Source organism: Thioclava sp. ISO4, from assembly GCF_058105145.1.
This window is the reverse complement of record NZ_CM176571.1, coordinates 497,240-511,013: the sequence shown is the minus strand read 5'-3', so window position 1 is coordinate 511,013 and position 13,774 is coordinate 497,240. Positions and strand designations below refer to the sequence as shown.

Annotated in this window: 11 protein-coding genes; 7 read left to right on the top strand and 4 right to left on the bottom strand. The window is 64.3% G+C overall.

What is annotated here, in order from left to right; all coding sequences use genetic code 11:
* Window positions 1-14 precede the first annotated feature (14 nt).
* Window positions 15-1,106, top strand: coding sequence for an alpha/beta hydrolase (locus AC2TZ7_RS02585; protein WP_489865790.1), 1,092 nt, complete (start codon window positions 15-17; stop codon window positions 1,104-1,106).
* Here the strand turns inward: AC2TZ7_RS02585 and AC2TZ7_RS02580 are convergent.
* From AC2TZ7_RS02580 to AC2TZ7_RS02570, 3 genes are read right to left on the bottom strand one after another with little or no spacing between them, the layout of a single operon-like run.
* Entirely contained in the window at window positions 1,103-1,696 is a 594-nt protein-coding gene (locus AC2TZ7_RS02580) for a Smr/MutS family protein (protein ID WP_489865789.1), read from the bottom strand. The genes AC2TZ7_RS02585 and AC2TZ7_RS02580 overlap by 4 nt on opposite strands.
* Complete coding sequence (gene mltA, locus AC2TZ7_RS02575; protein WP_489865788.1) at window positions 1,693-2,580, bottom strand: murein transglycosylase A; 888 nt, start codon at window positions 2,578-2,580, stop codon at window positions 1,693-1,695. Before mltA ends, AC2TZ7_RS02580 begins: the two co-directional genes overlap by 4 nt.
* Before the next feature lie 5 nt (window positions 2,581-2,585).
* Window positions 2,586-3,245, bottom strand: coding sequence for a Tim44/TimA family putative adaptor protein (locus tag AC2TZ7_RS02570; RefSeq protein ID WP_078522789.1), 660 nt, complete (start codon window positions 3,243-3,245; stop codon window positions 2,586-2,588).
* Window positions 3,246-3,363: 118 nt separating this feature from the next.
* On the opposite strand from AC2TZ7_RS02570, the gene AC2TZ7_RS02565 reads away from it, so the two are divergent.
* From AC2TZ7_RS02565 to AC2TZ7_RS02545, 5 genes are all read left to right on the top strand, one after another.
* Window positions 3,364-3,891, top strand: a complete 528-nt coding sequence (locus AC2TZ7_RS02565; RefSeq protein WP_489865787.1) for an FxsA family protein — start codon at window positions 3,364-3,366, stop codon at window positions 3,889-3,891.
* A 59-nt stretch (window positions 3,892-3,950) separates the two neighbouring features.
* Window positions 3,951-4,463 (top strand): protein-export chaperone SecB, encoded by a 513-nt coding sequence (gene secB / locus AC2TZ7_RS02560; protein WP_489865786.1) that lies wholly within the window; start codon window positions 3,951-3,953, stop codon window positions 4,461-4,463.
* A gap of 135 nt (window positions 4,464-4,598) precedes the next feature.
* Window positions 4,599-5,126, top strand: coding sequence for an isopentenyl-diphosphate Delta-isomerase (locus AC2TZ7_RS02555; protein ID WP_489866777.1), 528 nt, complete (start codon window positions 4,599-4,601; stop codon window positions 5,124-5,126).
* 113 nt (window positions 5,127-5,239) lie between these two features.
* Window positions 5,240-7,033 carry an autotransporter assembly complex protein TamA gene (locus AC2TZ7_RS02550; RefSeq protein WP_489865785.1) on the top strand — a complete coding sequence of 598 codons (1,794 nt, stop codon included), beginning with the start codon at window positions 5,240-5,242 and terminating at the stop codon, window positions 7,031-7,033.
* Window positions 7,033-10,647 (top strand): translocation/assembly module TamB domain-containing protein, encoded by a 3,615-nt coding sequence (locus AC2TZ7_RS02545; RefSeq protein ID WP_489865784.1) that lies wholly within the window; start codon window positions 7,033-7,035, stop codon window positions 10,645-10,647. The genes AC2TZ7_RS02550 and AC2TZ7_RS02545 overlap by 1 nt, the downstream gene beginning before the upstream one ends.
* Before the next feature lie 44 nt (window positions 10,648-10,691).
* On the opposite strand, the gene AC2TZ7_RS02540 is transcribed toward AC2TZ7_RS02545, so the two are convergent.
* Complete coding sequence (locus AC2TZ7_RS02540) at window positions 10,692-11,585, bottom strand: YihY/virulence factor BrkB family protein (protein ID WP_489865783.1); 894 nt, start codon at window positions 11,583-11,585, stop codon at window positions 10,692-10,694.
* A 319-nt stretch (window positions 11,586-11,904) separates the two neighbouring features.
* On the opposite strand from AC2TZ7_RS02540, the gene AC2TZ7_RS02535 reads away from it, so the two are divergent.
* The gene (locus AC2TZ7_RS02535; RefSeq protein ID WP_274961580.1) at window positions 11,905-13,713 is read left to right on the top strand and encodes a PhoX family protein; all 1,809 of its coding nucleotides are present in this window, start codon (window positions 11,905-11,907) and stop codon (window positions 13,711-13,713) included.
* Window positions 13,714-13,774 lie beyond the last annotated feature (61 nt).

The following is a 13,774-nucleotide window of genomic DNA, read 5'->3' as shown; positions in this document are numbered from 1 at the left end:
GCGAGGCGCGGGCGATGGTGCGGTTTCTGATCGTAATTTTGATGCTGAGCTTGGCCGCCTGCGCACCGCGTGGGCGGCTTGCCTATCTTGATCACCCGGTCGCCGATGCGCGCTCGATTTTCGTGGGCTCGACCCGGGCGCCCGATCCGCAGACCGGTCAGCCCTTCGGCACCGCGCGCAGTCAGCAACTTCGCCTCGCGCGCTTCGATGTCGCCACGCCGCCGGATCGCGAGGTGGCCGAGATCGCCTATCCGATGACCGACACGGCGCCGGTCGACCCGGACAAGCAATTCCTCGTCTCGCAATCCGAGATCGACATGAAGCGCCCTAAGTTCCAGTCGGAACTGCGCACGGCGCTGCGCAAACATGACGGGCAGGCGGTGCTGTTCGTGCACGGCTTCAACAACTCCTTCGCCGAAGGGCTGTACCGGATGGCGCAGATGGGCGCGGATTTCGATCTGCCCGGCGTGCTGGTGCATTATTCCTGGCCGTCGCGGGCGAATGTGCTGGGCTATGCCTATGACCGGGATTCGGTGCTGTTCGCGCGCGACGGGCTGGAGAGATTGATCGACGATCTGAACGCGGCGGGGGCGAAACGCATCCTGATCGTGGGGCATTCGCTGGGCGCGGAGCTGGTGATGGAGGTGCTGCGTCAGGAGGCGATTACGCGGAAACAGGGTCGATTTTCGACGATTTCCGGGGTGGTCCTGATCTCGCCGGATATCGCGGTGGACGTGTTCAAGACGCAGGCCGACGCGATCGGTGCGTTGCCGCAGCCGTTCATCATCTTCACCTCCGCGAAGGATCGCGCGCTGCAACTCTCGGCGCGGCTGTCGGGCAAGCGCGACCGGCTTGGCAATCTGGAAGACGTCTCGAGCATCGCGCATTACAAGGTGACGCTGATCAACGTCTCGGCCTTCAACACAGGCGACGGGCATTTCAACGTCGTCACCTCGCCAGCGCTGATCCGGCTGCTCGACAGCGCGCAGAAAGTGGCCGAGGTGCTCGAGGTCGAGCAGTTCGGGCGCACGGGGCTGGGCGATGCGGTGGTGCTGACGGTCGAGAATACGACGCAGATCATCCTCGCGCCGATCTCGGGCGGTTAGCGAATCCGGCGCAGGTAGACGTAATAGGCGCCCGCGCCGCCATGTTTCAGATGCGCTTCGTTGATCTGCATGACGGCGGGTGCGAGCGGCATCATCCGCAGCCATTGCGGCACCTGATGGCGCAGAACCCCGACACGCCGCGGGATCGGGCCGTCATCGTCGCCGCGCTTGCCCTTGCCTGTGATCACAAGCACCAGCCGCTTGCCGTGGCTTTGCGAATTCAGGATGAAGCGGATCAGTTCGGGATGCGCCTCGGCCAGCGTCAGCCCGTGCAGATCGAGCACGCCTTCGGGCTTCAGCTTGCCGCGCGTCATCGCCTTATGCGCCTTGCGGTCCATCGTGACGGGCTGGCGCGCGAGATGCTCGCCCGGCTCCGGGGCGAGGTCATGACGGCCCGACGAGGGCTTCGCGTGCTGGCCCAGCTCAAAACTGCGCAGCCCCTCGGCCTTCGGTTTCGGCTTGGGTTTGGGCGCCAGAAAAGCCTCTAATTCGGCGGGATCGGCCTTTTTCGGGCGGTAATTCTCCGTGGTCGACGCCACGCGATCCCACAGCGCGCGCTCCTCGGGGCTGAGTTTGCGTTTGCGGCTCATGCGCGCCTCCGCAAGCCGATCATCCGGCCCTTGGCGTTGATCGCGCCCGCGGTGTGTCCGGCCTCATCGCCGGTGCCGATGAAGAGATCACCGCGCCCCGCGCCCTTGATCGCAGAGCCCACATCCTGCGCCACCATCAGCCGCTGCCCGAAGCCCGGACAGTCGATCCAGACCGGGCTGCCCAGCGGCACGACCTCGGGGTCCACGGCGAGGCTGCGTCCCGCACTCACCGGACGGCCCATCGCGCCCAGGGGGCCGGTGTCGCCCGGGATGTCCAGCACCCGGAAGAACACGAAAGAGGGGTTGTGATCGAGCAGCCCCTGTAACTGATCGGCATTCTCGGCGGCCCAGCGTCGGATGAATTCGGGCGTCATCTCCTCGGCCGGGGCGGCGCCGCGCGCGATCAGTTCCTTGCCGATCGAGCGGTAGGGATGCCCGTTCTTGCCGTCGAAGCCCAGCCGCAGGCTGCCGCCATCCACAAACCGCACCCGCAGCGAGCCCTGCACCTGCGCGAGATAGGCCTCGATCGGGCTCTCCAGCCAGACCAGCTCGTGCCCCGCCAGCAGATCGCCCGCCGCGATCTCGGCGCGGGCATACCACGGCGAATTAGACCCTATTTCAGCAGGTTTCGCATAAAGCGGCCAGGCGAAGCGGTCGGATTTCTCCCGCGCGCCGGCCAGTTCGGGTTCGTAATATCCGGTGAAATGCGCAGCCCCCTCGGGGGCTATTTCATAGGGGGCGAAATAGGTCTCCAAGGCGGCTCTGGCATCGTCCAGCCCGGCAGTGTCCATCCCATAGAGATCGGCCGTAACGCAAAACGCCGCCCAAGCGGCGGCGTGATCGTCCCGGGTCCATCCGGGAATATCGGCGAAGGACAGCGCCACCGGCTTCAGCCGCCCGTGGCGACGAGCTGCCAGTTCGGGTCATTCGCACCCATCGTGCGGGCGAAGGTCCAGATGTCACGCTGCTTGCGCGGCGATTTGGGATCGCCCTCGACCACCTCTCCGGCGGCGTCGCGCGCGACCGAAATGATCTCGGCCCCGAAGCGCACGGTCACTTCGGCCTCTTTAGTGGAATGGTCGAAATCGGCATTGCTCAGCACCAGCTCGCGCAGGCCGAGGAATTCCGCCTGAACGTCGAGACCCTTCTCCTTGCGCGCTTCCACGGCGCCCTCGAAGGCCTCGTAGACCTCGGCGGACAGGAACGGACGCACCTTTTCCAGATCGCCGGTCTCGAAAGCCATCAGGATCATCTCGTAAGCGCCGCGCGCGCCTTGCAGGAATTCCGAGACCGAGAAGCTCGGCTCGACCCGTTTCATCGCGGCCAGCGCCACGGCGGCGGTCGAGCCTTCGGGCACATTGTCGATGATATCGTGATCGGGACCGCCTTCGATCACGTCGAAATCGCGCTTCGGCGTTGGCGTGTCCGGCGTTTCGGGCGCGATCGGCTTTTCATAGCCCTCACGGGTCCCGAGCACGCTTTTCAGCTTGAAAATCAGGAAGATCGCAATCGCCGCGAGGACGATAAGCTGAATGACGGCACCGGACATCGAGACCCCTGTGTTTGGCTTCATGTTTGTTTCTAGGTCAATGGCTACTTATGTAAGGCGTCAACTAGTTCAAGTCCACCGGCGCAGCTTGCCCGGAGACGCGATAAAAGAGGATGCCATGTGGATCTTTCTGGCCTTTCTGGCCGTGCCGCTGATCGAGATCGGTCTGTTCATTCAAGTGGGCGGGCTCATCGGCCTGTGGCCGACGCTGGGGATCGTGTTGCTGACCGCGATCGTCGGCACGTCGCTGGTCCGCCGGGAAGGGGCGCGGGCGCTCAACGATCTGCGCAGCTCTCTCAATGAATTGAGCGACCCGTCGCGGCCGCTGGCGCATGGCGCGATGATCCTCGTGGCTGGGGTGCTGCTGCTGACGCCGGGCTTCTTCACCGACACGGTCGGGATCCTGCTGCTGATCCCCGGAATTCGCGACTGGGTGATGAAAGCCGCGGCGAGCCGGGTGAAGGTGCAGCGATTCGAGATGGGCGGCGCGTATCGGACGACGACCCAATACGATCCGCGCCGGGAACCTCCGCACCGTCCGCGCGATCCGGAGATTCTCGACGCCGAAGAGGTCGAGGAGATGACCCATCGCGACGATCCCAACGGCAAGCCCTCGGGCGGGCCGTCCGGCTGGACGCGTCATTGAGAATTGAGGCTTCTCCCAGCCAGTGCTAAACCTCGCACAATTAATTTTGGGAGAGGTCGATGACTGACGAAGCAAATGGCGAGACCAACGGCGCCGCGGATCCGCAGCAAGAGCAACAAGGGCTGCGCATGAACATCCTCGCGCAATTCACGCGCGACATGTCCTTCGAGAACAATGTCGCCACGAAAGGCGTGCAGACCAGCGACATCCAGCCCGAGATGCAGGTGCAGGTGTCGCTCGACGCCAAGAAGCGCAACGCCGAGAACCAGTACGAGGTGATCACCAAGTTCAAGATCACCGCGAACAACAAGTCGGACGGCGCGACGCTCTATCTGCTCGAGCTCGATTACGGCGGCATCTTCCACGTCGAGGGCGTGCCGGAAGATCAGCTGCATCCGTTCCTGCTGATCGAATGCCCGCGCCAGCTGTTCCCCTTCGTGCGCCGCATCGTTTCGGATGTGACCCGCGACGGTGGCTTCCCGCCCTTCAACCTCGAGATCGTCGATTTCGTCGCGCTGTATCGCAACGAACTGGCGCGTCGTCAGCAGACCGAAGCGCCCGCGACGGTCTGATTCGTCAAGCTGGCCTGAGGCGCGGCATCGTGCCTCAGGGACAAGCTGACACCGTGACTCTGGCCTGTCACGGACCCATTTTGTAACGGTGATCCCGTCCGCGACCCGGGCAGGATCACCGGATTCAGAAGAGGTATCATGGGCCAGATACAGGCATGGATCGAGGGCACGCTCGCCCCTGTCGACGTGATGGATGCGCATCGCGAAGGGATCCGCCACCGGGCGGTTTCCATTTTCGTCATGGATGGCGAAAAGCTCCTTCTGCAGAAGCGCTCGGAAAACTGCCTGCAATCTCCCGGTCTCTGGTCGAATACCTGCTGTAGTCACCCCGATTGGGGGGAGCGTCCCGAGACCTGCGCGCTCCGGCGGCTGCGCGAGGAGCTGGGCATCGAAGGGCTCTATCCCGCCCATGCCGACCGCATCGAATACCGCATGGATATCGGCGACGGGCTGATCGAGCATGAGGTGGCGGACATCTACATCGCCTATGCGCAGCGCGGCCTTACCGTGAACCCCGATCCCGAGCTGGTCTCGGAGACCCGCTGGATCGGTCTTTACGACCTCGGGGCCGAGGTGCGGCGCTATCCCGATCGGTTCTCGCGCTGGCTCCGGTTTTACATGCACGAGCATATCTCCCGCATCCTGCCCGCGCTGATCTGCTGAGCGGTGGGGATTTCTGCCGATCGCCTTAAATCGCTACGCGGAATTCCGCGCTTGCCCTAGCTTTCGTACCGCTTACCTGTAACTCTGCTCTCGATTGGGCGGGGGCGTGAGTAATGGGACCGAAGACCATCCGAGTTTTTCATTTGAGCGTGGCGGCGCTTGCGATCCTCGCGACCCCGGCACTCGCATATTCGTTGAAGTTCAATACCCCCGGCGCGTCGGACGATTTGCGCAATACGATCAAGGGCGCGTCGCTTCTGGTGCAATCCGCAGATGACGACAGCAAGGACGCGCAGGACGTGCTTTCCGAGGCGCGCGCCGACTATAACCGCATCGTCTCGGCGCTGTTCGCCGAGGGGCGGTATTCCGGCACCGTGTCGATCAAGCTCGACGGGCGCGAGGCCGCCTCGATTCCGCCGCTCGATGCGCCCTCGACGGTGAACAATGTCACCGTGACCGTGACGCCGGGCCCCGAGTTTACCTTCTCGCGTGCCGATATCGCGCCGGTCGCGCCGAAAACCGATCTGCCCGAGGGCTACAAGGTCGGCGCGGTCGCGAAATCGGGCGTGATCGTCGATGCGGCGAGCGCGGCGACGACCGGCTGGCGCGATGCGGGCCATGCCAAGGCGGAAGTCTCCTATCAGAACATCGTCGCGGATCACCGCGCCAATCAGCTGGCCTCCGACGTGCGTCTGGCACCGGGGCCGCTGGTGACCTTCGGGCGGCTCGAGACCTCCGGCAACAAGCGCCTGCGCACGAAGCGCCTGCGCGAGATCGCGGGTTTCCCCACCGGCGAGGTCTATGATCCGAAGAAGCTCGATAAGGTTCAGTCGCGGCTGCAGCGCACCGGGATTTTCTCCTCCGTGGCGATCACCGAGGCGAAGACGCTCAACCCCGATGACAGCCTCGATGTGAACCTCGCCGTGGTCGAGCAGAAGAAGCGCAAGCTCGGCCTTGGCGCGGAACTCAGCTCCAGCGACGGGCTCGGCCTGAACGGCTACTGGCTGCACCGCAACCTCTTCGGCGGCGGCGAGCGCTTCCGCGTCGATGCGGGCATCTCCGGGATCGGCGGCGCGACGGGCGGCACGGATTACTCGATCGGCGCGCGGATCGACCGCCCCGCGACCTTCAACCCGGAAACCAGCGCCTATATCACGACCGAGATCAGCCAGAAGAACGAAGAGGATTACACCGAGAACGCCTTCGATATCGGCTTCGGTCTGACGCGGATCTTCAACGACAAGCTGACCGGCGACGTCTCGATCAATTACGGCTGGTCCAAGGTGACCGACGATTCCGGCGAGACCTATTTCCGGCAAGTTTACCTGCCGACGAAATTCACCTGGGACGATCGCGACAACAAGCTCGATCCGACCAAGGGCTACTACATTCAGGCCGGCGTGACGCCCTTCGTGGGGATTGGCGGCGATACCGGCACCGGGGCGCAGGTCACGGGCGATCTGCGCGCCTATCGGGGCTTCGGACAGGACAATCGCTTCGTGCTCGCGGGCCGCGTGCAGCTTGGCGGGGTCTATGGCTCCGATCTCGAGGAAACCCCGCGCGACTATCTGTTCTATTCGGGCGGCGGCGGCACCGTGCGCGGCCAGCCCTACCAGTCGCTTGGCGTCGAAGTGCTCGACGGAGGCACGCTGAAAACCGGCGGCACCGAATTCGTGGGCTTCCAGGGCGAGGCGCGCATCGGCATCACCGACAAGATCGGCGCGGTCGCCTTCTACGACTACGGCTATATCGCGGGCGGCGGCGAGTCGGGCTCGCAGGCGGGCGCGGGTCTCGGCCTGCGCTACAAGACGGGCATCGGCCCGATCCGCCTCGATGTCGGCTTCCCGGTTTCGGGCGGCACCGGCTCGGGGGCGCAACTCTATATCGGTATCGGGCAGGCCTTCTGATGAAACGTTTCGCTATCCTTCTCGCCTTCTGCCTCACGCCGCTGGTCGCCACCGCGCAGGACAGCGCGCCGCAAACTGCGGACGGGGCAGGGGCCGCGACCGAGGAACAGACGCAGCGCGACCGCTCCTATCTGACCGGTCTGATCGAGGATAACCTCTCGGGCGCCGGGCGCACCGTGCGGCTCGACGGGTTCTCGGGCGCGCTGAGTTCGCGGGCGACCTTCGACCAGCTGACGATTTCCGACAAGGACGGCGCGTGGATCACGATCAAGGATGGCGCGCTGCAGTGGAACCGCACGGCGCTGCTGACCGGCAAGATCGAGATCGACGAGCTTTCCGCCGCCGAGATCGACCTGCCGCGTCTGCCGACCTCCGAGGGCGGCTCGACCGCCCCCAGCCCCGAGGCCAAGCCCTTCCAGCTTCCCGATCTCCCGGTCTCGGTGAAGATCGGCAAGATCGACGCGAAGAAGGTGATCCTCGGCGAGCCGATCCTCGGGCAAGAGGCGACGGTGAAGGTGACCGGGTCGATGTCGCTCGCCGGCGGCGAGGGCAATGCCAAGCTCGACATCACCCGGACCGACACCAAGAAGGGCAAGTTCTCCCTCACCGCGTCCTATGACAATGGCACGCGCGACCTGGGCCTCGATCTGCTGGTGGATGAGGGCAAGAACGGGATCATCGTCCAGAAGATCGGCCTGCCCGGAAATCCGGCGATGACGCTGGCGGTTTCCGGCAGCGGGCCGCTCGACGATTTCACCTCCGATATCGTGCTGAGCACCGATGGCCAGCAGCGTCTGGCGGGTCAGGTCTCCATCGGCAGCAAAACGCCCGACGGCGCACCCGAGGGCAGCCCGCCGCTGACGACATTTTCCGTCGCGCTGGGCGGCGATATCCGTCCGCTTCTGCCGCCCGATTACCACGAATTCTTCGGCAACGAGGTCGCGCTGGTCGCGGATGGCACGCGCACGGCCTCTGGGCAGACCACGCTGAACACGCTCGATCTGAAATCGCGCGCGCTGCAGCTGAACGGCTCGGCGCAGATGGGCACCAACAACATGCCGGTGAAATTCGACCTCACCGCCAATCTCGGTCTCGGCAATGGCCAAGAGGTGCTGCTGCCGATCTCGGGGCCGAAAACCTATGTGCAATCGGGTACGCTCGACCTTGCCTATGACAAGGCCGAAGGCGATGGCTGGAAACTGACAGGCCGTCTGAATCAGCTGCGTCGCGAGGATGGCACCAAGATGCTGACCGCGAACCTCTCGGGCTCGGGCCGCATCCGGCAGGCCTCGCCGCCCTCTGCGGGTGGCACCGTCCTGTTGGGTATCAACGGGCTGGAACTGTCCGATCCGAAGCTGAGCGCCGCCGCGGGCAGCGCCGTCACCCTGCGCACCGTGTTCTCGTGGCAGCAGGACAAGCCGCTGCGCCTGTCGCAACTGGCGCTGAAAGGCTCCGGCTACAGCCTGAATTCCAACCTCACGATCGACAATATCAGCGAGGGCGTCACCATCGAGGGCGCGGCGCAGATCGACCATTCCAACCTCGCGATGCTGTCGGATCTGGCGGGGCGCAAGCTCGGCGGCTCGGCGCGGATGACGGTCGCGGGGAAATACACCGTCCTAAGCGGTGCCTTCGACGCCAATCTCAACCTCGTGGGGCAGGACGTCTCTATCGACCAGCCGCAGGCGGATCGCGCGCTGGCGGGCCGGTCGGAAATCGCGATCTCGGCCAAGCGCGACGAGACCGGGGTGACGCTGGATTCGCTCAACGTGCAGACGCGGGCGGGCACGCTTCAGGCGCAGGGCACGCTGGCCAGTCAGGATGGCAAGCTGACCGCCACGCTCGACACCAATGACCTCTCGGTTCTGGGCGGCGGCTATCGCGGCGCGCTGGCGGCCGATGCGACGGTGACGCTGAACGGCGATCGCTATGGGGTGACGTTGAAGGGCACCGGAAAATCCCTCGCGATAGGCCAGCCCGAGGCCGACAAGCTTCTGGCCGGGACGACCAACCTCGATCTGCAAGCGAGCTACGCCAATGGCGCGGTCGAGGTGCAAAGCCTCGACCTGAGCAATCCGCAGCTCGACGTCTCGGCGAAAGGCACTGCGGGAGAGACCTCGCGCCAGATCGATCTCAACGCGCGTCTGGCTAATGCGGCCCTGCTCGCGCCGGGATTCCCGGGGCCGGTGACGGTGTCGGGCACGGTGGTCGACGACGGCAGCGGCTATCAGCTCGACCTCTCGGGGACCGGGCCGGGCGGCACCGATGCGAAAGTGTCGGGCCGCGTGGCGTCGAACTTCGCCGATGCCGATCTCGCAATCACCGGGCAGGCGCAGACCGCGCTCGCCAACAGCTTCATCGAGCCGCGCTCGGTTCAGGGGCCGCTCAGCTTCGATCTGCGGCTCAACGGCAAGCCGGGGCTGGCGGCGCTGTCGGGTACGGTGACGGCGAATGGCGCGAAACTCGTCGCACCCAATCTCGGCATGGTGCTGGAAGACGTGAATACCCAGGTGGACCTGTCGAACGGGTCTGCGCAGCTTGGCCTGACCGGGCGGCTCGGCACGGGTGGGCAGATCACCGTTAACGGCCCGATCAACCTCTCCGCGCCCTATAACGGCAATCTGACGATCCGCCTCGACGGCGCGCGACTGAAGGACCCCGAGCTTTATGACACCCGCGCCTCGGGCACGATCACGATGGACGGGCCGCTTGCGGGCGGCGCGAAGATCGCCGGGCGCATTACGCTGAGCGATACCGAGTTGCGGGTGCCCTCCTCGGGCGTCGGTGGCGGAGCGTCGGTGCCCGACGGGATCGAGCATGTCGGCGAAAGCGCGGCGGTGCGCGAGACGCTGAAGCGCGCCAACCTGCTCAATACCGGGCAGACGGATGCGAATGGCGCCGCCACGGCGTCCGGCCCGTCCTATCCGCTCGACGTCACCATCGCCTCCGAGCGCGGCATCTTCGTGCGCGGCCGCGGTCTGGACGCAGAGCTTGGCGGCTCGCTGCGGATCAGCGGCACCACGGCGAACGTGGTCCCGATCGGGCAGTTCCAGCTGGTGCGCGGGCGGCTCGACATTCTGGGCCAGCGCTTCACGCTCGATCAGGGCCGGATCGCGCTGCAAGGCGCGCTGGTGCCCTATATCGACTTCACCGCGACCACGACGCAGGACGATTATACGATCTCGATCAACATTCAGGGGCAGGCGGACGAACCGCAGGTGACCTTCACCTCCTCGCCGGAACTGCCGCAGGACGAGGTTCTCGCGCGGCTGATCTTCGGGCGCTCCATCGACAATCTCTCGGCCTTGCAGGCGGCGCAGTTGGCCTCGGCGGTCGCGACGCTCGCGGGCAAGGGCGGCGAGGGGATCATCGGCAAGCTGCGGAAGAATTTCGGGCTGGATGATTTCGACGTTTCGACCGATGCGCAGGGCAACACCCAGCTCAAGGTCGGGAAATACCTGTCGGACAATATCTATACCGACGTCACGGTGGGCGGTGACGGCACCTCGCAGATCAACCTCAATCTGGATGTGACCAAGAGCCTCACTGCGCGCGGCACTGTCGGCTCCGACGGCAAGAGCGGGGTCGGCCTCTATTTCGAGAAGAACTACTGATCCATAAGTTTCACTTCATTTCCACGTCTGGAAATAAGTGAAACTTATGACGAGGAGGCTTTCTCGCCCTCGGCCTCTTCGTCCCCGTCTATCGCGTTGCGCAAATTCTCCTGCGCGCGGCGCTTTCGGAAGGCGGTGAGTTCGGCGTTCAGCGCGGCTCCCATCAGCACCGAAAAGGCGCTGAGATAGAGCCAGACGAGAAGCGCGATCACCGCCCCGATCGAGCCGTAGATCTTGTTGTAATTGCCGAAATTCGACAGGTAGTAGGTCAGCCCGATCGAGCTGAGCCCCCAGAGCGCCGTCGCCAGCACCGCGCCGAGCGTCAGGATCGGATCGCGCTTGCCTTCGGTATTGGGCCCGTAGCGATAGAGAATGCCGAGCGCGGTCAGCATCAGCAAAAGCATCGCGCCCCAGGGCAGACCCGAGAGCAGGATCTTCGAGTATTCGTGGAAGGGCAGGAAGTTGATGACGACGGGCACGACGACCACCGTCGCCATCGCGGCCAGCATCACGCCGACCAGCGCGATGGTCATCAGGTAGCCCATGATGAAGCTCCAGATCGTCGCGCGGGGCCGGGTGCCGTGGATCACGTTGAGGCTGAGCACCAGCGCCGCGACGCCCGCGCGGGCCGAGAACAGGGTCACGGCGGCGGAGATCACGACGCCTAGCCCGATGGTCGCGCGCGGTCCGATCAGCCAGTTCTGAATCTGGTCGTTGATCAGCGCATAGGCTTCGGGCGGAATGAAATCATCGGCCACGTTGAGATAGGTGCGGATCACGGTCGGATCGGCAAACGCGCTCCAGAGCGCGATGGTCGCTGAGATGCCGGGGAAGATCGCGAGCATGGAATAAAAGGCGACCCCCGCCGACACGAGGGTGATATTCGATTGGAACAGCCGGCCGAACAGGCTGACCGCGAATTTCGCCGTTTCTCTCACGCGCTACTCCTCGTTTCATTCACCATTGCTCAAGCCCCGCGTGATCGCAACGCGGGGCCCGCGCTTTGCTGAAAGCTGTTGCGTCTCAGGCGCTTGGCGTCGCGCGCGCCGGATCGTTCCAGTGCCAGACAGGGCCGAAAACACGAAAATATGCTGGAATAGGGTCTATTTTTGCCCGAGGCGCAGGTCAGTGCGGGCCGAGCGACGCGCGGCTTTCGCCCGTGGTCGAGGCCAAGATCACGAAAGCGCCAGATTGTCACAAAAGGGAATCACTTCGCCGTTAGGAGCGTCGTGAACGCAACTAGCCAAGGGATTAGCCATGTCGCTTCGTACGACCCTCCTCCAAGCCACCGCTATCGCTGTGCTGCCGCTTGCGGCGCATGCCGGTGACATCTCTTTTTCGCCCGTTCCTTTCGCCAAGGACGACGCCGCCAAACGTCAGGCTATCGCTTCCGACACCGTCACCATCGACGGCAAGGATTACAAGATCGGCTATCACGTGATGGCGCGCTCGGGCGACAAGATCGGTGACAACACCTTCGCCCTGCTGACCGACAAGGACGGCAACCCGGTCAAGTCGGCCGACGGCTCCGAGCATATCTCGGACTCCGCCGATTTCACCTCGCTCCTCCGTCAGGGCGACAAGCTCTATTCGGTGACGCATTTTGAATCGCGCCCCGGTGCGATGTATCTCAGCGAAGTCAGCCAGGATGCGGACGGCAACCTGAAGCTGGTCTCGACCAAGCCGATCGACTTCTCCGAATATCACGGTCTCTGGGTGCCCTGCGCGGGTTCGGTGACGCCGTGGGAGACGCATCTGGGCTCGGAAGAATATCCGGCCGATGCGCGCGCGATCGAAGCGGCGACCTCGCTCGACGAGATCGACGATTACGATTTCCCGATGGTGCGCTATGCGGGCGTGAACCCCGAAGGCATGAGCCTCGAGCAGTTCCGCGATGCCTACAAGCCCTATCGCTACGGCTACCCGACCGAGATCACCGTCTCGGAAGACGGCTCGGCCAAGGCTGACAAGCATTTCGCGATGGGCCGCGTGGCTGTCGAGCTGGCCTATGTCATGCCCGACCAGAAAACCGCCTATATCTCGGATGACGGCACCAATGTCGGCCTGTTCCGCTTTGAAGCCGACACCGCAGGCGACCTGAGCGCCGGGACGCTTTACGCGGCCAAGTGGAACCAGACCTCGGCAGAAAATGGCGGCGCGGCCGATCTGGAATGGGTCGATCTGGGCCATGCCGACGATGCGACGATCCAGAAGGCGATCGAAGCCGGCACCCAGTTCTCGGATCTCTTCGAGACCGCCGAGATGGGCGAGGACGGTTCCTGCGCCGACGGCTTCTCGGCCTCGAACGCCGAAGGCAACCCCGAGTGTCTGAAGGTCAAGGACGGCATGGATGCGATCGCCTCGCGTCTGGAAACCCGTCGCTATGCCTCGATGAAGGGCGCCACGACCGAGTTCCGCAAGATGGAAGGCATCACCTACGACGCCGACAAGCATCAGATGTACCTGTCGATGTCGGCTGTCGAGAAGGGCATGGAAGACGGTGCCAAGCAGGATCTGGGCGGGATGAACGCGATCAAACTGCCGAAGAACAAGTGCGGCACGGTCTATTCGCTCTCGCTGGACGACAAGTTCACCGCGACGAAGATGATGGGTCTGATCTCGGGCAAGCCGCTCACCGAAGAGCACAAGGTCAAGGCGCAGGACGCAAGCTGCGACCCGGCGCATGACATGTGCGGCGACACGGCCGAGCTGAACAGCTGCGATATCAACGGCATCGCGAACCCGGACAACATCACCTACATCCCGGGCTACAACACGCTGATCATCGGTGAAGACACCGGTTCGGGCCACCAGAACGACGCGATCTGGGCGATGAACACCGACACCAAGGAGCTGACCCGCATCCTGTCGACGCCCTACGGTTCGGAAACCACCTCGACCTACTGGTACCCGAACGTCAACGGCCACGGCTACCTGATGGCGGTCATCCAGCACCCCTATGGCGAGAGCGACGAAGACAAGCTGACCGACCCGGCGCAGGCGCGTGCCTATGTGGGTTACGTCGGCCCGTTCCCGCAGATGGATGCCACCGCGAAGACCCAGTAACGGGCGCTCGCGAGACATTTCTGGCGAGGCCCGGCGGAGACCCGGGCCTCGCCTTTTCTTT

What these genes read in the sequence shown, in the direction of transcription:
- AC2TZ7_RS02585 (WP_489865790.1), top strand. Translation starts at nt 15, where the DNA reads ATGGTGCGGTTTCTGATCGTAATTTTGATGCTGAGCTTGGCCGCCTGC.
- AC2TZ7_RS02580 (WP_489865789.1), bottom strand. Translation starts at nt 1,696, where the DNA reads ATGAGCCGCAAACGCAAACTCAGCCCCGAGGAGCGCGCGCTGTGGGAT.
- AC2TZ7_RS02570 (WP_078522789.1), bottom strand. Translation starts at nt 3,245, where the DNA reads ATGTCCGGTGCCGTCATTCAGCTTATCGTCCTCGCGGCGATTGCGATC.
- AC2TZ7_RS02565 (WP_489865787.1), top strand. Translation starts at nt 3,364, where the DNA reads ATGTGGATCTTTCTGGCCTTTCTGGCCGTGCCGCTGATCGAGATCGGT.
- secB (WP_489865786.1), top strand. Translation starts at nt 3,951, where the DNA reads ATGACTGACGAAGCAAATGGCGAGACCAACGGCGCCGCGGATCCGCAG.
- AC2TZ7_RS02550 (WP_489865785.1), top strand. Translation starts at nt 5,240, where the DNA reads ATGGGACCGAAGACCATCCGAGTTTTTCATTTGAGCGTGGCGGCGCTT.
- AC2TZ7_RS02545 (WP_489865784.1), top strand. Translation starts at nt 7,033, where the DNA reads ATGAAACGTTTCGCTATCCTTCTCGCCTTCTGCCTCACGCCGCTGGTC.
- AC2TZ7_RS02535 (WP_274961580.1), top strand. Translation starts at nt 11,905, where the DNA reads ATGTCGCTTCGTACGACCCTCCTCCAAGCCACCGCTATCGCTGTGCTG.